Genomic DNA, 23,803 nt, shown 5'->3' with positions numbered 1-23,803 from the left:
TACAAATTGAACTATTGTTTTAATAATACTTTTATTTCAACAATTTCATTATCTATAATATAATTGAAAATCGTTATTAATGTCAAGTTATTCCTTATACAAATTTCAAATAATCGCTCAATTAAAAACTGGCACCAATAGTTTTAAACTATTTTTAACTTCCTTGTGATATAAGTAAATATAGAGCAAAAAATTCCATATTATAGTAAAATAAGATGCATATAATTTAAGTGAAGTAATAATCAAAAACGATTATGTATTCATAAATATTGAAGGGGGGATTATTTTGAAAAGTAAATTTTATATAGGCATCATATTTATACTAATTGGTATTAGCGCAATATTTAGGCAACTGGGGTTTTGGGATTTGGGTCAAATAATATTTATTTGGTGGCCACTTATCCTAATATGGGTTGGAGTACGTCAGTTAAGTAAACGACCTGTTTCTAAAACTTCAGGTTTTACATTGATAGTTCTAGGTGTATTATTGCAAATGCGAGAGCTCCATATTATCACTACTAGCCTTATGAATTTTTTTTGGCCAGCCATAATAATAGTTATTGGTGTATCAATGTTATTGCCTAAAACATCAAGAAAAGAAAATTATGAATTTAGTAAAAAGGAAGTCGATGAAGATGTGGTGGATTATTTAGCACTTTTTTCTGGTGTAAAAAGCAGAAATACGTCTAAAAATTTTAGAGGTGGTAGCCTTGTAGCTCTTTTTGGTGGTATTGACATGAATTTAAGTAATGCATATCTTTTAAATCAAGTTGCAAGAATGGATGTAACCGCTGCTTTTGGTGGAGTGAACATAATAGTTCCTCCAGAATGGACGATTGTAGTAAAAGGACTTCCTATTTTCGGAGGGTGGTCCAATAAAACTTCCGGCAAAAATTATGTTAATCCAGATGCACCAGTTTTAACTTTGCATTGTTTTGCGATTTTTGGTGGCATAGATATAAAAAACTGAAATTAAAATAATTTATCTATTATGCTAATGACAATAAAAACAACTACAGATATCCATAGGCTTATCTTTAATAATAGAATTCAAAATTTATATATACTAAATATTAAATATAAAAAAGGATATATAATCTTTTAAAGAAAAGATCATATATCCTTTTTACAAATCAAATTTTATTTAGACATGAAGTTTTTACCACGATGCATATTAACTTGTTCTATTTTTATTATTTTAAGTGAATCACTAACATCTTTTTCTAAAGCTAATTTTCCATACTTATCTACTTCATTTTTATCTCTTGAAGTATGATGAAGTGCTACTGCACCACCTACGCATCCGCCACTGCAAGCCATTCCTTCTATAAAATTACCATTAGATCTATTAAATTTTAATAATTTTAATGCTTTTTCACATTCAATTAGACCGTCACAACTTATAGGTTTAAATTCTACTGTTGTATCTTGAGCATCAACTAAGTGTTTTACGGCTTCTGTAAGCCCACCTGATCTAGCAAAAATTCTTCCATAAAAAGAAGCGTTATTTAAAGGAAGTTCTTCGCATTCATTAATATCAATTTCAAAAGCATCAAACATCGCTTGAATCTCTTCAAAAGTTAATACATAATCAGTAATGCCTTTTATGTCTTCTTGTTTTATTTCCATTTTCTTAGCCGTGCAAGGTCCAATGAACACAACCTTAGCTGAAGGATCTGTATTTTTAATTAGTCTAGAAATTGCTATCATTGGCGAAACTGTGCTTGAAACATGTTTTCCGAGCTCTGGGTAATTTTTCTTAATGTATGTCACAAAAGCTGGGCAACAAGAGCTTGTCATAGTTTTGAGCTCCTCGATAGTTTCTATAAATTCTTTTGTTTCATTTTGCACTACCATATCTGCCCCAATTGCTACTTCTATGACGTCATAAAATCCTATTTTTTTTATACCTGAAATTACTTGCCCAATTTTAGCATGAGTAAATTGACTAGCGATTGCAGGTGCAATAACTGCATATACATGTTTATCTTCATCTTCTTTTGCTTTTAACAATTCATTAGTAACGTCTACAACTGAGGATTTATCCATAATTGCACCAAAAGGACATTGATAAACACAAGCCCCACATTGTATACATTTTTCATTATCAATTACTGCTTTTTTATCTTCATCAAAGCTTAATGCACCTGCATTGCAAGCTCTACGACAAGGACGCATTACATCAGAAATCGCATTGTATGGGCAAGCGGTTTTGCATTTACCACATTCAATACATTTATTTGGGTCAATGTAAGATCTTCTATTTATAGAATGGATTGCACCCACAGGGCATGCTTGGATACATTTGTGTGTTATGCACCCCCTACAACCTTCAGTTACCGTAAATCTTTGGATTGGACATTCATCACAAGCAGAACTAATTACTTCAATTACATTTTTATTCTTTTTATCTCCACCTATTGCAAGTTTTATTCGATCACCAATAATTGCTCTTTCCTTGTGAATGCAGCAACGAGTTTTTGCTTTAGGTCCTGGAACAAGAACCTTAAATAGATTCTTTTGTTCTTTTTTTAGAGTTCCTTTAATACAAAGCTTAACCACTTCTTTTATTACCTCATATTTTATCTCTTGTATATCATTATCAAAATCAACCAAATTTATCACTTCTCCTGTTTTTATGATGTAAAGTTATAAAAATCAAATTTTAGACATTTTAAAAATAGGTAAAAATATTTACTGCCTAACATTTAGAATCCATTCTTTTAAAAATTTGTTAACATTTTATCTGATTCAGCTACATATGGTTACTGTTTTCATATATATCTTTATAATAATTAGTTTTAATCACACTAAAATAATAACACTTTGTTAATAAATTATCAAGTGGGTACTTTTACTACCCACAACCGTAGTTATTGCTCTAGAATTAAACGTTTGATTAAAGCATTAAAGTTCGAAACCCTCCATAGCCACTGTTTCATTAATAATCATCCCTGTACTAAAAATAATCAACTTAGAAATCAGTGGGTCAGTTACCATTTATAATTTTTTTTATATTTGTTATCACTGATGATAGTTTTTATTTTTATTTAACGTTTTTTATATTTTAGGAGATTTTACCTTTGCTAAACTATATAGTTTAAGTTATAATTCTATAAATAATGGAGGTGTGTTTATGAACATAGATTTTTCTAATATTAATTTAAATACCATTATTATGTTTGTTTTAGCCATATTTCTTGCTTATCTTGCTATTTCTGTATTTAAGATGATTGGAAGAATATTAAGTATTACACTTGGTATATTTCTTTTAGTATATGTACTTCAACAAATAGGTATCACAGTACCTCTACTTAGCAATATTCTTAACTCTCTTTTACAGGTACTAAGCCCAATCATTGATTTTATAAAGCAATTGATTGGAAACCGCTCCATATAATTTTGGGACAAACTATATAAATTAAAAAACGAAGAGGCCTATATCTTATTTACAAGTAAATAAGATATAGGCCTCTTCCTGGAAACTTACTAGAATTAAAATATATTGAATACCATATTTACCTTGTTTACACCATATAGAAATTATAGTATATTATATGTAAAGTAAACTTAATTTTAGTTATGTAATCTATCCAAAGACTAATTAAAAATTATATAAAGGGGTGGTAACTATGGGAATATTTATTACACCTAACAATACGCACCTTGAAGATATTGGGTTTAATATATATGACTCGGAAATTTCATATTATGGTGGAAGTCAGTATTGGTTTCCTAAGAAATTTAATAAACTTAGCGGTTGTGGTCCTGTTGCTGCAGCTAATATAACTGCATATTTATCTCAAACCTTTCCAGATAAATATAATGCCTTATATCCATACGTTGGCATAATGAATAAGAGCGATTTCACTTTGCATATGGTTGAAATTAGAAAATACGTAAAACCAGGTATGTTTGGACTTACCTCTATTCACCAATTCTCAGATAATGTTTTGGCTTTTTCTAAAGAAAAAGGAGTATCATTAGTACCTCATATTTTAGACGATAATGCTGCTACCATTCAAGACGCTATAACCTTTATTTCTAAGGCTTTATCCGAAAAACTTCCCGTTGCCATCTTAGTTCTTAAACATTCAATAAAAGAATTTAAAGAATATGCTTGGCACTGGATGACTATCACCGGCTTAAATCTGAATTCTAAAAACAATATATATTATATTTCAGTATCCACCTATGGAGATCGCCGGGAAATAAATTTAGATTTGCTTTGGAATCAAAGACGCTCAAGAGATAAGATTAGGTTAGCATATTTCACTTAACATTTAGCATTCAAAAAGGTATAGCAAAATTTTGCTATACCTTTTTATTTATAATTCATTAAAACATTTTTTTAAATAGTAAATTTCATCTACCTGTCACTGTTACTCTTTTAATTTTCCAACCAACACCATGAGTTCTTCCATACTTTCTACAACATAGTCAGGTTCATATTTAAGAATCATATCCATAGGCAGTGCAGTCCACCCAACAACCACAGAAGCAATCCCTGCGTTTTTACCGCATAAAACATCAAAGGCACTATCCCCAATCATTAATGTCTCCTCAGGTTTCCCACCCAATTCCTTTAAAGCCATAAATGCTGGGGTAGGATCTGGTTTATGAATATCCGTATCATCAGCTCCTATAATACTTTCAAAATAATCCATCAATCCAAAATGATTTAACGCATTAATCGCTGAATTATTTAAACGTGAAGTGACGATTCCCAGCTTATACCCTTGCCTATAGAGTTCTTTTACCCCTTCCGCTACCCCTTCACGGATGTTAATAAGATTTTTAAAATTTTTAATTTGAAAACTCCTATAAGTTTTAATAGCTTCTTCACTATCCTCACCAAATTCCCTATCTAATGTGATTTTTAAAATCTCTCCAAAGCTCTTAATAATCTCCTCTTTATCAACGTGTTTGTTTAAGTGTCTTTGATAAGTATGTTGAAAGGATTGTATAATTAATTCATTTGTATCTAACAAAGTCCCATCCAAATCAAACAAAATATTCTTAATTGCCATAAAAGTATTCCTCCAGTCCCAGTTAATTCCTATGTATATAGATCACTTTTAGTTTATTGTTCTATGTTTAACATTATATACTAGCAAAACCAGCGTGTCTAATGGTAACAAAATAATTTGTTGGTACAACTAAAAAAGACCAACCGTATAACGGATGATCTTACAATTCAAAACCTAATACATAATTTCCATCTAACTTTTATAGTATTTTAAATTCTTGCTACCCCAGTTTCTCTAGCTACCCTAGCTACTTCCGCTGCTACAGTTTTAGCAACCCGAAGGTCAAAAGCTCCTGGAATAATGTATTCATCATTTAATTCTTCAGCAGTAATCAAACTTGCTATTGCTTTTGCTGCTGCTAATTTCATTTCTTCAGTGATATCTGTTGCACGTACATCTAATGCTCCTCTAAATATTCCTGGAAATATTAAAACATTGTTGATCTGATTTGGATAATCTGATCTTCCTGTTGCAATTACCCTTGCTCCACCCTTTTTAGCTTCTTCTGGCATAATTTCGGGTGATGGGTTTGCCATTGCGAATATAATTGCATCTTTATTCATAGTTTTAACCATTTCTGAATTTAACATATTAGGTCCTGAAACACCAATAAATACATCTTTTCCTTTTACAATTTCAACTAGTGCACCTAGCTCCATATCTCTATTTGTAACCTTTGCCATATCTGCTTGAGGTGCATTCATCCAATCTTGGCCTTCAGCTAGTGCTCCTTTTTTATCACACATTACTACATTTTTAATACCATATGACAAAAGAAGCTTACAAATTGATATTCCTGCCGATCCTGCACCATTTATAACTACTCTTGCAGTATCAATACTTTTATTAACTACCTTTAGAGCATTGATGATTCCGGCTAGTACAACAATTGCAGTACCATGTTGATCATCATGAAAGACTGGTATATCTAATTCTTCTTTTAATCTTCTCTCTATTTCAAAACATCTTGGCGCTGATATATCCTCTAAGTTTATTCCTCCAAAAGTTGGAGCAAGAAATTTTACTGTTTTTATAATTTCTTCAACATCTTTTGTATCAAGACATATTGGAAAAGCGTCAATATCTGCAAATTCTTTAAATAATATTGCTTTTCCTTCCATAACTGGCATTGCAGCTAGTGGCCCTATATCTCCAAGCCCAAGTACTGCTGTTCCATCAGTAACTACCGCTACAAGATTCCCTTTGGCTGTATATTTGTACACGTCTTCAGGATTTTGATGTATTCTTCTACAAGGTTCAGCAACACCAGGAGTGTAAGCAGTACTTAACTGTTCTCTATTTTTAACATCAACCTTAGATACTATTTTAATTTTTCCTTTATTCTCTTCATGCATTTTCAAACTAAGTTCATCATAATTCATTTTGTCATACCCCCTATAAGTTTATTATTAACTCTATTATATTATAAATTTGAGAATAATAAATGTTTAAAAAGTATTCTAAGTGTTTTGTAACTAAAGTAAGTAACTATTGGATTTTTTAAGAATTCTAAATATAAAGTCTGAAAACCAATAATATATAATGTTACATACCAATGAAATTATGAATAATATACCAAGTTGAATTGATATTCCCCCGGTCATCTTGCTACCAAATATAGGTATACCTATGCCATAATTCATAATGCACAATGTAATTGTTAGCGCAATTGAACTTATGATAAAAATAATAGTTTTTCTATTTGTATAATAGCTACATGCTCCAAGAGATACCCCTATAATCCCGTTTGTACATAGAAAAAAAAGTCCTTCATGTGTGCTAATAAGCATAACAAGCATGCCTGCCACAATATAGGACAAGACTCCTGCTTTAGGATTTATTCTAGAAACAATATAAATAGGCACAGCACTAAATATAGTAAGAAAAAGAAACACTTCTGAAAACAAAACAGGCATCACTTGAAAAAAAGCTGTTATAACTGCAAGTAAAGCTCCAATTACAAGAGTCCTAGTCTTCATAATAAAATTCCTTCATTAATTAATCTATAATATCATATGATTTCAAACTAATATTAGTACCGCTATTTGTTATGAGCTAAGAATTAAAACTAAGCTTAAAGAATATACTATTATATATATAAATTTAGAGGAGTGTATTCATGTCAAAAAAACATAAATCAATACCTCATATAGTAACCCCCTCTCGTGAGGCAAATGTTATTACACCTCCAAGTCATCCTACTGAAAAATATAAAAGAAAACTTAATCCCTCAGACATAAAATTACCACCTGGATATAAGATAGATGTATTTTCACAGGAATTAGATACTCCAATTAGCATGGTCTTTACAGAAAAAGGAGAAATTCTTGTTGCTGATGCCGGAGTTATCTCCGGAAATGGTAAAGTTCTACGTCTTACTAATAATGGTTATAAAATAGTGGCAGAAGGCTTTAATGTACCATTAACAGGTATTAATTATCACAATGGTGACATTTATGTATCTCATAGAGGTTGTATAACTGTAGTCAAACCAGATGGAACAAAGAAAGATATAGTATCCGGTCTGCCTAGCCTTGGGGATCATCACAATAACCAAGTAATTTTCGCTGCAGATGGGAAAATGTACTTTGGACAAGGAACAGCTACTAATTCAGGGGTAGTAGGCTTGGATAACAGTTGGGTTAAAGAACATCCCTTTTTTCATGACTACCCTGGTCTTGATATCCTTCTAAATGGACAAAACTTTGTAACAGAAAATATTCAAACTGCTGCGCCAAATGATTATACCTATACAGGTGCATATTCCCCCTTTGGTATACCAAACATGACGTATGGTGTAAAAAAGGGAATTGTACGCACTTCCGGAAGCATACTTAGAGCAAATCTTGATGGTTCAAATCTTGAACTAGTTGCTTGGGGACTTAGAAATCCCTTTAAACTAAAATTTGACCGTTTTAATAGATTATTTGCAACAAATCATGGTTCAGATGTTAGAGGTAGTAGGCCTATAGAAAACTCCCCCGATGAATTTCAATTAATCATGCCTGGCGCCTGGTACGGATGGCCAGACTACACAGGTGGGCTTCCAGTTACATTACCTATGTTTAAGGCTGAAGGTAAACCTCAACCTGAATTTTTGATAAATAATCATCCAATGCTTCCACCAAAACCCTTTGCACTTTTCACACCTCATGCTGCTATAATGGGCTTTGATTTTAACTATAATACAGATTTCGGACCTTATGGCGATGTTTATATTGCCGAATATGGCAGTGAAGCTCCAGAGACAACCGGAGGTAAACCACTCCCCAAAGTAGGTCATAGAATATCAAGAATCGATATGGTTACAGGGCAAGTAATTACTTTTGCTATTAATAAATCAGGTTTTGCAGCATCCCATACTGGTGAGGGCGGCTTTGAAAGACCTATCGATGTTGTATTTGGTCCAGGTGGTGCTATGTATGTTTTAGACTTTGCCGTTACCCCTGAGAATGAACCTGATGAGTTCTATCCAAAAACAGGTGTCATTTGGAAAATAACCAAAATATAGTTTATTAAAAAAGTTAATACCGCCTTTACTGGCGGTAACACTTTATTTATATTAAGCAATGTTTTCTTATTTATAAATATCTGAAAATTCCACTTTCATCTTTTCTGTAAATTTGTCGTTATCACTAATGTCATTTACATTCTGAGATATTAATTTCTCACTTGTATGATTTTTAGCTGGGAGTTCAACTATAAATTCAGTTCCATTTCCATATTTACTTTTTACACTAATATTTCCACCAAGCATTTCAACAAGAGATTTCGTTAAAGACAATCCAATGCCACTACCTTCAGTCTCCCGAGTAAGTAATTTTGAAACCTGTTTGTATCGTTCGAATATTAAATCCTGATTTTCTTTTTCAATTCCAATTCCATTATCTTTAACAATAATAACAACAGTCAATGCTTTGTCATAAATATTAATATTAATAGAATTATTAGTAAATTTTATTGCATTCGAAATTAAATTCAGCATTATACGCTCAATCATGTCAACATCACAAATCACTAATTTTTCTTCCACCTCTGAGTTAAATGTAAAATCTATATTTTTTTGTTTTACATAATCTGAAACTGATAACGCAATTCTTTCAATAACATCTACAATATTATGATTACTTAAAAGAGGTTCGTAAAACCCAGCTTCAATCTTTGTGGTATCAATTAAATTATTTACTAGTCTTAATAAACGCAAACAATTTTGTTTCATAGATTTCATATGTTTAGAAATTTTTTCTTTACCTAAATCCCAGTCATTTTCAAAATATAACTCAAATAACTGGATTGCTGACAAATTTATATTAAGAGGTGTTCTAAGCTCGTGAGACATATTAGCAATAAATTCACTTTTTTTTATACTAGCCCTTTCTGCATTTTCTTTTGCTTCTTTTAGTTCTTTCTCCATTAGCTTTCTGCCTGTAATATCAGAATGTGTTCCAGTCATTCTTAAAGGTTTTCTATCTTCAGTCCATCTTATGACCTTACCCTTAGATAGTACCCATTTATAAGAGCCATCTATTGTAAGTAGTCTATGTTCACTCAAGTAAACTGGTAGGGTTCCTTCTATATAACCATTTAACTTTGCGAATGCACACTCCCTATCATCAGGATGAATTCTCTTTTTCCATTCACTATGTACATTCTTAATCTCATTTTCTCCATATCCAAGCATTTCTTTCCATCTTTTCGAATAAACCACTTCATCAGTGACTGTATTCCAATCCCAGACACCATCTCCACTACCTTCAAGTGCAAATGCCAAACGTTCTTCATTTTCTTTTAAAATTTCCGCATTTTTCAAACCTTCAGTTATATTTTTTTGAAGAATAACATTCAATTCTTCTAATTGTTTTGTACGAAGTTCTATTTTTTCTTGAAGTTCATTATTTATTTTTTTGCGTTTTTCCTCAACATTTACTCTATCAGTTATATCATGTATTATAGAATATAATAGTATCTTGCCATTCTGAATTATCGGTCCACTACGAACTTCTACATCTCTAATCTCACCACTAAACAATCGGTGTTTAAAGTAAAAACAATTTTTCTGTTTAATGATTGCACTATTCATTTCATGAGGAATATGTTCTATAGAAGACATATTAATATCACTAATTTTTAGTTTCAGCATATCATCATAACTATATTGATAATAAGAACACGCAAAAGGATTGGCATCTATTATTTTTGAGGTTTGTGAATTAATCACAAGCATTATTACTGGAGTATTTTTAAAAAAATTATTATAAAAATTATCATCATTTTTTATTTCTTTATTATTACAATTCATGATTCTTACGCCCCCTAATCCAAAATCTAAGGTACATTTACAAAATTCCCTTTTAGTTCAAAAATCATATTTTCATTATATTGAAAATCACATACTTATTCAAGGATATTTTTTAATTTATAATATATTTTAGTAATAAATCAATAATTTACCTCTTAAAAAAACTATAGATTAAACATTTAAAATGTCTAATCTATAGTTTTTATTAAAATAATATAATTTAAGTAATCTAAATACCTATTACCTTATTGAAAATTTAAATATGGTTGAATTATTTACCGAAAGTTTCTTTCCAATCTGCAGAAAATTTTTCTATTCCATTATCTGTTAAAGGATGTTTTATCATTTGTTTAATAATTTTTAGTGGTACTGTAGCAATATGCGAACCTGCAACTGCAGCATCTGTTACATGCATTGGATTTCTTATGCTTGCAGCAATTATTTCAGTATCTATCCCGTGAACTTTAAATATTGTAACAATAGTTCTTATTAGATCCATAGCATTGGCATTTATATCATCCAGTCTTCCAATGAAAGGGCTAACATATGTAGCTCCTGCTCTTGCAGCAAGTAACGCTTGTCCTGCTGAGAATATTAATGTTACATTAGTTTTTATACCCTCTTTTGAAAGCACTTTAACAGCCTTAAGACCATCTTGTGTCATTGGTATTTTAACAATCATGTTCTTATGAATCTTAGCTATTTCTCTTCCTTCTTTTATCATGCCTTTTGAGTCTAATGCAATTACTTCTCCACTTATAGGTCCGTCTACAATAGATGCAATTTCTTTTATAACTTCATTAAAGTCTCTACCTTCTTTTGCTATTAGAGACGGATTAGTAGTTACCCCACAAATGACACCCATTTCATTAGCTTCACGTATGTCATCAACATTTGCCGTATCAATAAATAATTTCATGTATTTTTCCTCCTCGTAAAAAGCTGAATAAAATTATCCAACCTTTTGTTTTTTTATTTTACAACATAATTTTTACCCTGTTGTTTCTTTTATAGCATCTCTTAGGTTTGTGTTATGGTCTATTATAACAGTTTCAGGCCCTATCATGCGGCTCCACCAATAAATTTATTCAACTGTTAACTTTATCAGGCAAACAGAATATAACTTACCATTATGTTTTTGGTTTATAAATGGTTATGATATAATTATGTTATCATTTTTAACACAAGCGGGGTGAACTTTATGATTAAAACAGATAATTTTAAAGAAATAATAAAAAGATCTCAAAAAAGATGTATTAAAGACCAAATAAGTAAGCAACAAATATTTCCGAAAAGAACACTTAAGGGAGAAGAATTGTCTAAATCTTTAGAAGAAAACAGTGAGTTAATAAACATTTCAAGAAAATTCATGGAAATATTATACGATTTCTTAAATGGATCAGGATTCTCATTATATCTTACTGACAAAGAAGGTTTCGTGCTCAGTATAATTGGTGATGATGATATTAATAAATATATTGCAGAAGTTGGAATTGTAGAAGGTGCTGACATGAGTGAGAAAAGCACTGGCACAAATGCAATTGGAACTGCGATTTTCGAGAACTTATCATTCCAGATTTCGGGTAAAGAACATTACATTACTGTATATCATAAATTTACATGTTCTGCAGCTATTATTCATAATGAAGAAGGAAATATTATTGGATGTCTAAATCTCACAGGGAGATGCCAATTAGCTCATCCTCATAGCTTAGGGCTTGTTGTTGCTGCAGTTAAATCAATTGAAAATCAATTGAAGATAGAAAAAACTCAAAATGAATTATTCAATGCTTATCAATATCTAAATAAAGTTATGAACTCACTAAATTCAGGAATTTTTGCCGTTGATACGGCTGGAGTAATTAAGGCTATAAATAAAAGTGCTTGCAGTATGCTAGATATAAGTCAAGATGAAGTAATATATAAAAATGCAGATAAAATTTTGGATAATTGGCAATATATACTGGGACAAATAATTGTTGGTAAGGCTTATGAAAATAGAGAGGTATTTTATCCTTACAAAGGTAAAAATAAAAAATTTAGCTTTACCGCATACCCAATAAAAAATAAAGATGATAAAATTATAGGTATAGTAGCAATATTTAAGGATATTAAAAATATATATAATCTGGTTAACAAGTATATAGGTAAAAATGCTAGTTATAGTTTTCATGATATTATTGGTAATAGTAATCAAATTGCAAAAGTAATTGAACAGGCAAAAATCATAGCAAATAGTCCGTCGACTGTTCTAATTCAAGGAGAAAGCGGTACAGGAAAAGAACTTATCGCTCAATCAATCCATAACAATAGTAGTAGGAATGATAACAGCTTCGTTGCAATTAATTGTGGTGCAATACCAACGAGCTTAATAGAAAGTGAACTTTTCGGCTATGAAGAGGGAGCTTTTACAGGTGCAAAACGCGGTGGACAAAAGGGGAAATTCGAACTTGCAAATGGAGGTACTCTATTTCTTGATGAGATAGGAGAAATGCCCTTTGAAATGCAGGTGCACCTATTGAGAGTACTGGAAACCTCTTCTTTTAATAGAGTTGGAGGAAATAAATGTATACGTGTTGATGTAAGAATTATTGCCGCCACAAATAAAGACTTGAAAAAAGAAGTTGAAAATGGGACATTTCGCGAAGACTTATACTACAGATTAAGTGTAATCCCTATATTTATTCCACCACTACGGGAAAGAGATGGAGATATAGAAATTCTTATTGAATATTTTTTAAAAGCGAAAGCGATTAAGATAAACAAACCAATTCCTAAAATACCATATGATATTTATGAAATGCTTCTAAATTATACTTGGCCCGGAAATGTCCGCGAATTAGAAAATTGTATTGAAAACATTGTAAATATGAATGGGAATACTTCATTTAAATTCGGGAAAAAGACTTTAGGAAAAACTGAATACCTTCTTTCAAAAGAAACTTTTAAATATGATATGTTTACACTGGAACAATGGGATAAAATGGCGATAGAATATTGTATAAAGAAATGCAATGGTAATATAACTAAGGCTGCTAAAGTATTAGGAATAAATAGAAGTACTATTTATTCAAAACTAAAAAAACAAGATAACTAATCATAATTTTTATTTATTGTATATTTTTTAACTATCTATATTTAAACTATTGTTAAAAAAGTAACAATAGTTCGATTAAAAAAGCGTATTAAATTACAACACTGTCGTAATTTAATACGCTTTTTATAATATGTAGTGACGTTTTTTTACTACACTTTATTTATTTCTATTTATAAATTGAGTTAATATCTACTTTATCAAATGAACATATACTTTGGCACGACTATTGCTTATATTATATGTACAATACATTGTTAAAAATTTATTACAAAGGTTGTTTCAGAAGTTTTTTTTATGAATTCACTGTAATCTAATAGTTAATAAAATATCAATTCTATCAAGATGAAGAGTTATAAACAATGATACAAAAATATTAGGAGGTTTTAAAATGAAAGGTTTTGCAATGTTAAGCGTCAATAAAGTAGGTTGGATTGAAAAAGAGAGACCAGTTGCAGGTCCATTTGATGCAATTGTTCGTCCACTAGCAGTATCCCCATGTACATCTGATATTCACACTGTATTTGAAGGAGCACTCGGAGACAGACATGATATGCTTTTAGGACATGAAGCTGTGGGTGTAATCGATGAGATAGGTTCTGAAGTAAAGGATTTCAAAGTAGGAGATAAAGTAATCGTCCCTGCTATAACCCCTGATTGGAGAACACTTGAGGCTCAAGCAGGTTTCCATCAGCATTCAGGCGGAATGCTTGCAGGCTGGAAATTTTCAAACTTTAAGGATGGCGTTTTTGCAGAATATTTCCATGTAAATGATGCGGATATGAACTTAGCTTTGATGCCAGATAATATGTCTTTAGAAACTGCTGTTATGATAACAGACATGATGACAACAGGCTTTCATGGTGCAGAACTTGCAAATATTCAATTAGGCTCAAGCGTTGTTGTTATAGGAATTGGAGCAGTTGGACTAATGGCAATAGCTGGTGCTAAAATGCGTGGTGCTGGTAGAATAATAGCAGTGGGCTCAAGACAGATCTGTGTTGATGCAGCTAAATTTTATGGTGCAACAGACATAGTAAATTATAAAAAAGGTGATATCGCAAAACAAATAATGGATTTAACTAAGGGAAAAGGTGTTGACCGTGTAATTATTGCAGGTGGCACCCCTGAAACCTTAATACAAGCTGTTACTATTGTTAAACCAGGTGGATTTGTATCCAATGTTAACTACCATGGAAGTGGAGATTTCCTTCCAATCCCTCGTCTTGAATGGGGATGTGGAATGGCGCATAAGACTATAGTTGGAGGTCTTTGTCCTGGAGGACGTCTTAGAATGGAACAGCTAATTGACCTTGTACAATACAATCGTGTTGATCTAAGTAGATTAGTAACACATGTTTATCATGGTTTTGATAAGATGGAAGAAGCTCTTATGTCAATGAAAGTTAAGTCGCCTGATTTAATTAAACCTGTAGTAATAATATAAAAATAGATGGATGATACTTGTATAAGTATCATCCATTTTTTTATAATGAATTAAACACAGTAATCTAATTAACTTTAGCTTTCTCTGTTTCTCCACGTAAAATTTCAAATATACTATTTTACAGAATTCGCATATAAAATTAATTTTTGCTCATTATAATAGTTAAAGATATTTATTAAACAATTATAATGAAGGAGGATTTATCAAATGAAAACGAAAAAAATATTTTGGATTTCATCAGTTGTTATTTTGTTTGTTATAATATTTGGGTCACTCACAATTAAAAATCTAACTACAACAAGTTATGGTAAGCTTGATACAATATTTGGTGTAATGACAAAAATATCAGAGCATTTAAGTCCTGTTTCACTCAAAGGCAAATCAATATATGAAATGCGTCTATCGTTAAATAAGGGTACCACAAAATGGAAATCCAAACCTATATCCTTTTCTAATATAAAAAATATGGATGTAAAAACAGCTTCAAATAAAGTGCCAGTACGAATATATACTCCTGACACTGGAAGTAATTTACCTATAATAATCTATTCACATGGTGGCAGCTGGATTAGTGGTAGTGTTGATGACTATGACAATGTTTGTAGAAAACTATCTAAAAATTCAAAGGCAATAGTTGTATCTGTAAATTATCGACTGGCACCAGAGGATCCTTTCCCCGCCGGGCTTAATGATGTATATAATGTGCTCCAATGGGTTTACAAAAATGCTAAAAGTATTAATGGGGACTCTAATAGGATATGCGTTGCAGGTGACAGTGCTGGTGCAAATCTATCTGCTGCGGTTTCTCAAATGGCACGTGATAAAGGCGGTCCTCACATTACTTCTCTGGTACTAATATATCCATCTACAAACATATATCAACTGAATACTAAATCTTGGTCGTATTTTGGGATGGATTATAATCTTACAAAAGAAAACTCTAAAAAATTTATTTCCCTATATACTCCAAAATTAGAAGATAGAAAAAATATATATGCCTCCCCTTTATTATCTAAAAATTTCAAAGATTTACCTAACACGCTTATAATTACAGCTGAATTTGATCCTCTTAGGGATGAGGGTGAAGACTATGGCAATAAATTAAAGGCTGCAGGTGTGAATGTAATTACTACCCGATATAATGGTGTTACACATGGTTTCATTTCAATGGATAAAATAACTAAAAAAGCAGATGAGGCACTAAACGAAATTTCCACGTATCTGCAAAAGCAATTTAATATAAAGCAAGTTTAATTATATTATATATTTTTTAGAAAATTTATTAACTCAGTATTAATTTAGAAAAAATTCATCATTTTTTGTTTTATAACCTTTAAAAATTAGCCCTCTTTTAGTATAATAATTCTATAAGGCTTAAAGAGGAGAGATAATTTATGTATTGTTCTAAATGTGGTTTTCAATTAAAAGATGATGCCAATTTTTGCTTAAAATGTGGAGCTAAAAATATAAACAATAATTCAATAAAATCTGAAAAGGTTTCAACTTATGATTTAAACAATGCCACAAAAGAAATTAAAACTACTTCGAAAAATATTAGTACTAGAAAACCTAAGACTTTAACTGTGATTGTATTTGGTGTTATATTAGCATTATTGTCTGTAGGAATTGTAAGCTATTATATTTCACTTTCAAAATTTTCCTCTACTGCTTCTAATCCAGACAAAACTACTACAAAAAATATAGTAACGCCTAACACTAATAAATCTACAGATTCCAAAACAAAATCAGATGCTACTATAGCTACAAATGAAACAGATAAAGATAAAATTAATTCCCCTAATTATTATATTTTTCCTAAAAGTGCAGATGAAAATCTTTTAGATTCTGATGTATCTAAATTAAGCAAAGAAACCTTACCTTTAGCTAGAAATGAAATTTTTGCTAGACATGGGTTTGTATTTAAAACTGAGCCATTTAAGAGTTATTTTAATAATAAATCGTGGTATAAACAAAATCCTAACTTTAAAGGAACTGATGCAGAATTTAATGCTGCAGAAATATATAACGTGCAACTAATTTTAAAATATGAAAAGAAATAAAAAAGAAAATTCAGGAAATGTGAATTAATGTTATCCACGTTTTCTGAATTTATTTTTAGTAATTATATTAACTTACTTATGTAATGTTTTAAAATGTTCCAGGAATTTCATCTTTACCCATCTCGCCATCTATCCCTAAATAATAGTGCCTAATAGGATTTAAATTATCATCTAGTTCATATACAAGTGGAATTCCCGTCGGTATATTCAAACTTACAATATTATCACTTGATATATTATCAAGATGTTTCACTAAGGCTCTCAAGGTATTTCCATGTGCAGAAATTATAACTTTATTACCTTTTCTAATTTGAGGTACTATTTCTTGAAACCATTCAACCATAACCCTCTTCACAGTATCCTCTAAACTTTCAGTTGTAGGGATTTCTTCTTCTCTTAAGTTTTTATATTTTAGCTCTTTCCCTGGATATCTATCGTCAGTTTTCAAAAGTTCAGGTGGCCTCACATCTACATATCTTCTCCATTTATGAACTTGTTCATCTCCATATTTTTGCGCGGTTTCTGCCTTGTTTAAACCTTGTAATGCCCCATAATGTCTTTCATTTAGCCTCCATGATTTATATACTGGAATCCACATTAGATCCATCTCATGCAAAGCAATCCAAAGCGTCCTAATTGCCCTTTTTAATACAGAAGTATATGCCACGTCAAAAATATAGCCATTTTTTTTAAGTATTTGCCCGGCTTTTCTTGCTTCAATTAGACCATCCTCAGATAGATCTACATCAGACCAACCAGTAAATCTGTTTTCCTTGTTCCATATGCTTTCACCATGTCTTATTAATACAAGCTTAATCAACCTAACCACTCCCCTACTCATAAATTCATTAAATTTTATAATGAGTATATCATAGTATATGTATTCAATAGAATTACTATCCTACCATATCAATATTATTATCTTATAGAATATATTGTAACTATATTTTATTGTTACCAATTTTCTTAGACTATTTAAGAATATCTATTACCAAAAGCACCTTCGCTTTCCATAATAACTTTGATAAAAGCATCAACAATATCCTTATCAAATTGAGTCCCACTGCATTTTTTAAGTTCCTCAATAGCTTCTTTGTAGGTTTTTCTTTTATTGTAAGGCCGATTAGAAGTCATGGCATCAAAGCAATCCACTACTGTTAACATCCTCACAAGATAAGGTATATTCTCCCCTTTTAGATTACCAGGGTATCCGTTTCCATCGTATCTTTCATGATGATGTAATATTATAGGAATAATTTCCTTAAGTGATCCAACAGATTTTATAATCTCCACTCCATTTAATGAATGTTGTTTCATTATTTCCCATTCTTCTGGGGTTAAGGGCATATTTTTATTTAGTATTTCCTTTGGAATATTTATTTTTCCAATATCATGCATATAAGCACCATATACTAATTCTTTTTTATTTTTCTCGTTAAGTTCAAGCTTATCCGCCAATAACCTGCTGTAAATAACTACCCTTTCAACATGACCATATGTATATTTATCCTTAGCATTAATGACACTTATCAGGGTTTTTATTGAAGTAATAATATCTATATGTTCATCTTCTATATCATCTTTTAATTCATCTAATATAGAAGTATAAACTTCCACTCTATTTTTATCAAAAAATTTAGCCCTATAAAGTGCATCATCCGCACTTTTAAAAAGTTCAATAGCATTTTTAGCTTTATCTGGGTAAGTTGATATACCTATTGAAACTGTTAACTTACCATTTGGTTGGTTTTCTTCGCCATTAAAATAAGTTTTTTCTACCTTACTTCGTAATTTTTCTGCAAGTTTAGTAGCATCAATCTCAGAAGTATTAGGAAAAATTATTGCAAATTCTTCGCCACCATATCTTGCCACAATATCATCTTTTCTAAAACTGTTCTTTAGCATAAGCCCTATAGTTTTAAGTACTTCATCACCCATTTGATGCCCATTAACATCATTATAGTTTTTAAAATAATCTATATCAATAAATATCATTGCAACAGGCTTATTTTCTTTTTCACAGACTTTCATTATCCCCTCTAAAGCATCATAAAAAAACCTATGATTATAAAGCCCCGTGAGTCCATCTTCATTTGCAAGGCTCTCAAGTTTTCTAATATGTTCATTTTCAATTTTCACGTAAAATCCCAAAGGCCAAGCGGTAAGTATAAAGACTCCAGTTAAAATCAAATCATTTTCAAAAAACTGATTAACCTGTGCATTAGATGTAACCATAATAAGGTCTAATGCTAATATAAAAGTTGAAGAAATACAAGCTACTATCATACCTTGTTTCAAACCTTGTTGTATAGTAGCAGCTATTATAATAAATAAAAATATAAATTTATAGTCACTTGTATTTTTGCCTGAATAAAATATAACAATAATAAAAAATAAAATAAATATATAATTCTCCAAACATTGTACAATATTAATATATTTTATATTTATTTTTTTAACTGTTGAAAATGACCATAAAAAGTATATTAACACTAATATTAATGTTACTACGAAAAATGAGATAAAACTATAATTCGTATTGCCTGTAAATACTTTCGTATCAATACCATTGAAGAAATATCTTAAAAAGACTATTCCTGAAAATAACAGGGAAGCTAACTTTATTATTGACACTATTTCGCTGATTTTTTTCTGTTTATCGTCTTTTAAATTACTCATATTATCACTACCTTATTTAATTCATTATAATAAAATAATGAGGTCAGTAAAACTAACCTCATTTCTTTATTATTTTTCTCTTAGGCATTTTGGTTCTTCAGGCTGATAACTAAACCAAAAACATGCTGAAGAAGCTACAGAAGTTGCAACAAGTGTAGTTAATACTGCAATTAAAGTTAATAAGTTTTTATTTAAATTTTTCATACTACTTTACCCCCTTTTATTTGTTATATGATTGAAAAAGGTATCCACTTTTCCTACTAATAAGTGTCCTTGAGTTGTAAGCGTAAACGCTTGCCATAATATTCCAGAATATAAACATAGGGCAAAAAAAACAAACTTTCTTTCACCACTACTTATATAAAACAGGATAAAAAATACCGTTATAATTAAATAAACACTTAAAAGTATTATAGATCCTTTTTTCATCCGATTTCTTTTTTCTTTTTTTACTATGGGTTTTGCAATGCTGTCTACTGGTGCTAATTTATAAATAATGTAATAGGCCCATATAAAAATTACAACACCTAGTATTATAGTTAATTTAAAATTAATTACATAGTTTATTATAAGTGATATTAATACTGCTTGCCCTACACATACAATTGTGCCTATAAAAGTACAAATTCCTAGTGAACTTGCATGAACCCCTCCAGAATATTTTCTAAGAATAGCAGCTGTAAATGAAATTATTAGAGCTTCAAAAGCAACATGGAATAACAATCCAAATAAAAATACGAGAAATATAGAAAGAAACATTTGCATCAAAGCAAAAGTACCATAAGCAATTACTTCTCTATTGTCCTTATCAAGACTTAATTCTGATGCTATTTTATTAGCAATATTATTAGATAATCTCTCCATTTATTACCTCACTTAACTTTTTTCTTCTAGTCAACCAAAAGTAATATGTGGATACCGTAGTTGCAAAAATCAACAATGATGGAATTCCATATAATATCTTTAATGAAGGTTCTCTTAACACATATGTAATATCCGCTTTAAAGATATAACCTATTATAAAAACATTAATCCCTTCGCATATAAATTCCAGAATCATTGCCATGATACTTGCTTGTATTGATTTAATTACACCAATTTTATTTATATTTACAGTTAATACAATAATCACTATAATATTAAGAAAAGTATGTACCCCATATTGTATTGGTAATAACCTAATTAAATAGACTGCAACAATATAAATTATAGTTGATATTATATATTTTTTTAAGTTAATAACAGTCTTTGAAAATGCATAAACTGCAAAGATAATTAAAAATCCTTCTGGAAGACCTCTTAAAAAAAATTCTAACAACGTTATTCTCAACATATTTTATTTCTCCTCTAACAACTTTCTAAATATTTTGTATATAAAATCGATTATATCATTAATATTACAAAATAGGATATAATTATTAATATAATTCAATAAAATTTAAAATATTATTTCTGCAACGATTCATTCTTCATTATCGTCGTTTTATTGATGACCTTTATAGAATTAAATATAATAATAAACGCAAAAACTCTTATACATATATCTCCAATGCTCATAACACTGTAACCCACATCAAATATATCTGTCAAAAACTTTAACTTTGTAACTCCACTTCCCAAAATGTGTATATCATTGACCTTAATAAAAGAATCTGGTTTTGCATAACCAGTTAAATAGGATAAAGATGGAAACACAGGCATTTTCCCATTATTAGCTGCTATAGCAACATTGTTCAAAATACTTCCAATAAAAATAAATATCGACCCAATAATTGCGCTAATATTAAGTTTATATTTAACTATCAAAACTAAAAATGTTAAAAGATAAATATAATGAAAAGTGCTGGCATATTTTATAAATGTATAATTACCATTAAATAGCATGACTTCTAAAATTAAATACATAAATACAAATGTTAATAAAGGGTATATTGCCCAGCTTTTAAAAATCGGTCTTATTTTATACCCTTTTATTTTTGATATAAAAAGGGCTAGGAGTATGGGTTCTATCATATATATTCCTCACATTCAAAATTCTAATATTAAATTAAATTACTATTTTAAATTATACTCATTTATTGGATATATTTCTACCCTTTTACAAAAATAAACTTATCAAAGAAAAAGTGCTTAGAATTCCAATTGTTACGGATATTCTAAGCACATTTTACTATTATTTTCTTTGCTTCTTTTTAGTAGCTTTTACCTGCTTTTTTTTATTCTTGTTTTTCCCCTTATTCATCTTTTTCATTTTATTAATTCCTAAAATATATTCTGACTTAGATTCACTTCTCTTAGTAAAACATCTCCAACACCCTAACTCTTCTATAGTATCCCTAAGAAATCCATATCCTTCATCTTTTAAATTCGAAAATTTTTCTTTATCATGGATTTTAACTGCTCCATCTACTTCTTCTAACGATATACACTCTTCATCTACTAATCCATCTTCATAAGCTTTTTTTATGTATTCATACAGCTCACTAGGGCCAGCTTCACAAGAATCATATATAAGTTCATTCCAAACTTGTGAAGATTCTCGTTCAAGTTTCTCTTCAAATAAACTTTTATAGTATTCAATAACTTCCGTTTGAGATATAACACCTTCGCCCAAAAGTACAATAAAGGTTTTAATAGCAGCACTTCTAACATATTCATTAACATTGCTATCTTCCACTAATCTTTTTATTGGCTGAGTATCATTGCCACAAACTGATGCTAAAATTTTATGTAAATCCTCTGTAAGAAAATCTCCAAAAATATCATCTGGAATTTCCTTTGGTAAACTAATTAAATCTATAATAGGGTTAAAACTTTCCTTTTCTTTAAACTGTGCTAACAAAAAAATTGCATAAATATGAACAAAATAGTTAGGTTTTTCTAAAATCTCTTGATAATTTTCTTTAGCATTTTTTAATATCTCAATTAATTCAGGTATGAACTCTTCCTTATGGTCTATTATTTCCTTTAATTGTGCTTCTGGGAATTTCCCATTATTATATTCAATTTCTTTAAGTAATTCATTCATAAAATAAATCTCCTTCTTCTCTGCTTTTCTTAATCATGAGCCATCAACAATTTTAATTATACAGCTGTACAATATTAAATTATTGTACAAACCCTCATGGGTAAAGTTATCATCTTTTTTAGAAATTAGCAAGCAATTATTTTCAATTTTTTCTACTAATTCCGACTATCATTACATTAGTAGAAAAATAAAATAACCTATATCTTAATTTACTGAATAATTAAAGATATAGGCTTTATTATAAAAATATAATTTATATTTCTTTGTCCTCTTTATTTTTATCTAATAGATCATTTATTTTTTTTGCAATCTTCTCCTTGGTTTCGCCAAACTTATCTACTAAATCAGCCTTTTGTGACTGAATCTTCCCATTAAGTTCCGTCTCTTCACTACCAGTGGCCCTCCCCAAGTTCTCCTTCGTTTTCCCAATAACTTTCTCCTTTGCGCTCTCAAATTTATCTTTTATATTTGACATTTCGCACCTCCATTTTATTTTTTCCAAATTCCAAGCTTATTCATTACATTCATAAATCGATTAATTTTTATCATGAATTTACCATAGTATATGTATATAGTACCATTACTATCCTTTATTTACCTTTCAATTCTATTAATGTGAATATTCCACATGTTCTTTGTGTTTAATTGGCTCTATGAATTAGTAGCAGAATAAATCCACATAGAAAATTAATAAATTTATAAATGCGAGATTGAATTACCACTTACATTTGAGAAGGTATAGTAAAATTTTACTATACCTTCTCTTTTACAAATTTAATAGCATTGCTACCCGCAACGTTTTATAGTGCACAGCAAACCTTTATTAATAAGTATCATTATAATAATCGTAGTAGGGATCATAAGGGTAGTAAGGATAATAAATGGAATTAAGAAAAAAGAAGTAGTTAATATCACTATAGTAATGATTACCGTAATATCCTCCATGTCCGTGCCATATCTTAGGTCCATGACCTCCGCCATGTCCAGGATATCCTCCAGGTCCGTGACCGCCTCCTTGTCCATGATTCCCTCCAGGTCCATGACCGCCTCCTTGCCCAGGATTCCCTCCAGGTCCGTGACCGCCTCCTTGTCCAGGATTCCCTCCAGGTCCGTGGCCTCCTCCTTGTCCAGGATTCCCTCCAGGTCCGTGGCCTCCTCCTTGTCCC

The 23,803-nt window shown here is 30.4% G+C and carries 22 protein-coding genes and 1 pseudogene; 8 read left to right on the top strand and 15 right to left on the bottom strand.

Annotated elements, in window-relative coordinates; all coding sequences use genetic code 11:
• Positions 1-286 precede the first annotated feature (286 nt).
• Positions 287-970 carry a LiaF transmembrane domain-containing protein gene (locus VIM70_RS17775; RefSeq protein WP_331947120.1) on the top strand — a complete coding sequence of 228 codons (684 nt, stop codon included), beginning with the start codon at positions 287-289 and terminating at the stop codon, positions 968-970.
• Between the two features lie 170 nt (positions 971-1,140).
• Here VIM70_RS17775 and VIM70_RS17770 read toward each other — a convergent pair whose 3' ends face one another.
• Entirely contained in the window at positions 1,141-2,616 is a 1,476-nt protein-coding gene (locus tag VIM70_RS17770; protein ID WP_331947119.1) for a 4Fe-4S dicluster domain-containing protein, read from the bottom strand.
• 520 nt (positions 2,617-3,136) lie between these two features.
• On the opposite strand from VIM70_RS17770, the gene VIM70_RS17765 reads away from it, so the two are divergent.
• Positions 3,137-3,400, top strand: coding sequence for a hypothetical protein (locus VIM70_RS17765; RefSeq protein ID WP_331947118.1), 264 nt, complete (start codon positions 3,137-3,139; stop codon positions 3,398-3,400).
• Positions 3,401-3,632: 232 nt separating this feature from the next.
• A complete protein-coding gene (locus tag VIM70_RS17760) occupies positions 3,633-4,280 on the top strand; it encodes a hypothetical protein (protein WP_331947117.1) in 648 nt (215 codons plus the stop codon).
• A gap of 102 nt (positions 4,281-4,382) precedes the next feature.
• On the opposite strand, the gene ppaX is transcribed toward VIM70_RS17760, so the two are convergent.
• From ppaX to VIM70_RS17745, 3 genes are all read right to left on the bottom strand, one after another.
• Complete coding sequence (gene ppaX / locus VIM70_RS17755) at positions 4,383-5,030, bottom strand: pyrophosphatase PpaX (protein WP_331947116.1); 648 nt, start codon at positions 5,028-5,030, stop codon at positions 4,383-4,385.
• 209 nt (positions 5,031-5,239) lie between these two features.
• Complete coding sequence (locus tag VIM70_RS17750) at positions 5,240-6,412, bottom strand: NAD(P)-dependent malic enzyme (protein WP_331947115.1); 1,173 nt, start codon at positions 6,410-6,412, stop codon at positions 5,240-5,242.
• A 93-nt stretch (positions 6,413-6,505) separates the two neighbouring features.
• Positions 6,506-7,009: a hypothetical protein gene (locus VIM70_RS17745; RefSeq protein ID WP_331947114.1), complete on the bottom strand. Its 504-nt coding sequence runs from the start codon at positions 7,007-7,009 to the stop codon at positions 6,506-6,508.
• 140 nt (positions 7,010-7,149) lie between these two features.
• Between VIM70_RS17745 and VIM70_RS17740 the strand changes: the two genes are divergently transcribed.
• Complete coding sequence (locus tag VIM70_RS17740) at positions 7,150-8,541, top strand: hypothetical protein (RefSeq protein ID WP_331947113.1); 1,392 nt, start codon at positions 7,150-7,152, stop codon at positions 8,539-8,541.
• A gap of 66 nt (positions 8,542-8,607) precedes the next feature.
• Here VIM70_RS17740 and VIM70_RS17735 read toward each other — a convergent pair whose 3' ends face one another.
• Positions 8,608-10,329 carry a sensor histidine kinase gene (locus VIM70_RS17735; protein ID WP_331947112.1) on the bottom strand — a complete coding sequence of 574 codons (1,722 nt, stop codon included), beginning with the start codon at positions 10,327-10,329 and terminating at the stop codon, positions 8,608-8,610.
• A 271-nt stretch (positions 10,330-10,600) separates the two neighbouring features.
• On the bottom strand, positions 10,601-11,248 hold the full coding sequence (fsa, locus tag VIM70_RS17730; RefSeq protein ID WP_331947111.1) for a fructose-6-phosphate aldolase: 648 nt from the start codon (positions 11,246-11,248) through the stop codon (positions 10,601-10,603).
• A 282-nt stretch (positions 11,249-11,530) separates the two neighbouring features.
• On the opposite strand from fsa, the gene VIM70_RS17725 reads away from it, so the two are divergent.
• The 4 genes from VIM70_RS17725 to VIM70_RS17710 all read left to right on the top strand — a co-directional run bounded on the left by VIM70_RS17725 (position 11,531) and on the right by VIM70_RS17710 (position 16,930).
• Complete coding sequence (locus tag VIM70_RS17725; protein ID WP_331947110.1) at positions 11,531-13,426, top strand: sigma-54-dependent Fis family transcriptional regulator; 1,896 nt, start codon at positions 11,531-11,533, stop codon at positions 13,424-13,426.
• Between the two features lie 388 nt (positions 13,427-13,814).
• Positions 13,815-14,870, top strand: a complete 1,056-nt coding sequence (locus VIM70_RS17720) for an NAD(P)-dependent alcohol dehydrogenase (protein ID WP_331947109.1) — start codon at positions 13,815-13,817, stop codon at positions 14,868-14,870.
• A 207-nt stretch (positions 14,871-15,077) separates the two neighbouring features.
• Positions 15,078-16,124 carry an alpha/beta hydrolase gene (locus tag VIM70_RS17715; protein ID WP_331947108.1) on the top strand — a complete coding sequence of 349 codons (1,047 nt, stop codon included), beginning with the start codon at positions 15,078-15,080 and terminating at the stop codon, positions 16,122-16,124.
• A 140-nt stretch (positions 16,125-16,264) separates the two neighbouring features.
• Entirely contained in the window at positions 16,265-16,930 is a 666-nt protein-coding gene (locus VIM70_RS17710; RefSeq protein WP_331947107.1) for a YARHG domain-containing protein, read from the top strand.
• Positions 16,931-17,018: 88 nt separating this feature from the next.
• Here the strand turns inward: VIM70_RS17710 and gpmA are convergent, their stop codons facing one another.
• The 9 genes and pseudogenes from gpmA to VIM70_RS17665 form a co-directional block, all read right to left on the bottom strand.
• Positions 17,019-17,750: a 2,3-diphosphoglycerate-dependent phosphoglycerate mutase gene (gpmA, locus tag VIM70_RS17705; RefSeq protein ID WP_331947106.1), complete on the bottom strand. Its 732-nt coding sequence runs from the start codon at positions 17,748-17,750 to the stop codon at positions 17,019-17,021.
• A gap of 155 nt (positions 17,751-17,905) precedes the next feature.
• Positions 17,906-19,609 (bottom strand): diguanylate cyclase, encoded by a 1,704-nt coding sequence (locus VIM70_RS17700; protein ID WP_331947105.1) that lies wholly within the window; start codon positions 19,607-19,609, stop codon positions 17,906-17,908.
• A gap of 69 nt (positions 19,610-19,678) precedes the next feature.
• Entirely contained in the window at positions 19,679-19,813 is a 135-nt protein-coding gene (locus VIM70_RS17695) for a cyclic lactone autoinducer peptide (RefSeq protein WP_331947104.1), read from the bottom strand.
• A 6-nt stretch (positions 19,814-19,819) separates the two neighbouring features.
• Complete coding sequence (locus tag VIM70_RS17690; RefSeq protein WP_331947103.1) at positions 19,820-20,473, bottom strand: accessory gene regulator B family protein; 654 nt, start codon at positions 20,471-20,473, stop codon at positions 19,820-19,822.
• A complete protein-coding gene (locus VIM70_RS17685; RefSeq protein ID WP_331947102.1) occupies positions 20,457-20,942 on the bottom strand; it encodes a hypothetical protein in 486 nt (161 codons plus the stop codon). The genes VIM70_RS17690 and VIM70_RS17685 overlap by 17 nt, the downstream gene beginning before the upstream one ends.
• Before the next feature lie 113 nt (positions 20,943-21,055).
• Positions 21,056-21,622: a DUF5317 family protein gene (locus VIM70_RS17680; RefSeq protein WP_331947101.1), complete on the bottom strand. Its 567-nt coding sequence runs from the start codon at positions 21,620-21,622 to the stop codon at positions 21,056-21,058.
• 160 nt (positions 21,623-21,782) lie between these two features.
• A complete protein-coding gene (locus VIM70_RS17675) occupies positions 21,783-22,637 on the bottom strand; it encodes a DUF1186 domain-containing protein (protein WP_331947100.1) in 855 nt (284 codons plus the stop codon).
• Positions 22,638-22,890: 253 nt separating this feature from the next.
• On the bottom strand, positions 22,891-23,112 hold the full coding sequence (locus tag VIM70_RS17670; protein ID WP_331947099.1) for a CsbD family protein: 222 nt from the start codon (positions 23,110-23,112) through the stop codon (positions 22,891-22,893).
• Positions 23,113-23,460: 348 nt separating this feature from the next.
• Positions 23,461-23,803: pseudogene (locus VIM70_RS17665) on the bottom strand (hypothetical protein); the annotation flags it as partial.

The sequence above is a fragment of the Clostridium sp. genome (assembly GCF_036569345.1).
Taxonomy (GTDB): Bacteria; Bacillota; Clostridia; order Clostridiales; family Clostridiaceae; genus Clostridium_AD.
Note: the sequence above shows the minus strand (reverse complement) of the source record. Positions and strands in the feature narration are given on the sequence as shown.

What these genes read in the sequence shown, in the direction of transcription:
- VIM70_RS17765 (WP_331947118.1), top strand. Translation starts at nt 3,137, where the DNA reads ATGAACATAGATTTTTCTAATATTAATTTAAATACCATTATTATGTTT.
- VIM70_RS17760 (WP_331947117.1), top strand. Translation starts at nt 3,633, where the DNA reads ATGGGAATATTTATTACACCTAACAATACGCACCTTGAAGATATTGGG.
- ppaX (WP_331947116.1), bottom strand. Translation starts at nt 5,030, where the DNA reads ATGGCAATTAAGAATATTTTGTTTGATTTGGATGGGACTTTGTTAGAT.
- VIM70_RS17750 (WP_331947115.1), bottom strand. Translation starts at nt 6,412, where the DNA reads ATGAATTATGATGAACTTAGTTTGAAAATGCATGAAGAGAATAAAGGA.
- VIM70_RS17745 (WP_331947114.1), bottom strand. Translation starts at nt 7,009, where the DNA reads ATGAAGACTAGGACTCTTGTAATTGGAGCTTTACTTGCAGTTATAACA.
- VIM70_RS17740 (WP_331947113.1), top strand. Translation starts at nt 7,150, where the DNA reads ATGTCAAAAAAACATAAATCAATACCTCATATAGTAACCCCCTCTCGT.
- VIM70_RS17735 (WP_331947112.1), bottom strand. Translation starts at nt 10,329, where the DNA reads ATGAATTGTAATAATAAAGAAATAAAAAATGATGATAATTTTTATAAT.
- fsa (WP_331947111.1), bottom strand. Translation starts at nt 11,248, where the DNA reads ATGAAATTATTTATTGATACGGCAAATGTTGATGACATACGTGAAGCT.
- VIM70_RS17725 (WP_331947110.1), top strand. Translation starts at nt 11,531, where the DNA reads ATGATTAAAACAGATAATTTTAAAGAAATAATAAAAAGATCTCAAAAA.
- VIM70_RS17720 (WP_331947109.1), top strand. Translation starts at nt 13,815, where the DNA reads ATGAAAGGTTTTGCAATGTTAAGCGTCAATAAAGTAGGTTGGATTGAA.
- VIM70_RS17715 (WP_331947108.1), top strand. Translation starts at nt 15,078, where the DNA reads ATGAAAACGAAAAAAATATTTTGGATTTCATCAGTTGTTATTTTGTTT.
- VIM70_RS17710 (WP_331947107.1), top strand. Translation starts at nt 16,265, where the DNA reads ATGTATTGTTCTAAATGTGGTTTTCAATTAAAAGATGATGCCAATTTT.
- VIM70_RS17700 (WP_331947105.1), bottom strand. Translation starts at nt 19,609, where the DNA reads ATGAGTAATTTAAAAGACGATAAACAGAAAAAAATCAGCGAAATAGTG.
- VIM70_RS17695 (WP_331947104.1), bottom strand. Translation starts at nt 19,813, where the DNA reads ATGAAAAATTTAAATAAAAACTTATTAACTTTAATTGCAGTATTAACT.
- VIM70_RS17690 (WP_331947103.1), bottom strand. Translation starts at nt 20,473, where the DNA reads ATGGAGAGATTATCTAATAATATTGCTAATAAAATAGCATCAGAATTA.
- VIM70_RS17685 (WP_331947102.1), bottom strand. Translation starts at nt 20,942, where the DNA reads ATGTTGAGAATAACGTTGTTAGAATTTTTTTTAAGAGGTCTTCCAGAA.
- VIM70_RS17680 (WP_331947101.1), bottom strand. Translation starts at nt 21,622, where the DNA reads ATGATAGAACCCATACTCCTAGCCCTTTTTATATCAAAAATAAAAGGG.
- VIM70_RS17675 (WP_331947100.1), bottom strand. Translation starts at nt 22,637, where the DNA reads ATGAATGAATTACTTAAAGAAATTGAATATAATAATGGGAAATTCCCA.
- VIM70_RS17670 (WP_331947099.1), bottom strand. Translation starts at nt 23,112, where the DNA reads ATGTCAAATATAAAAGATAAATTTGAGAGCGCAAAGGAGAAAGTTATT.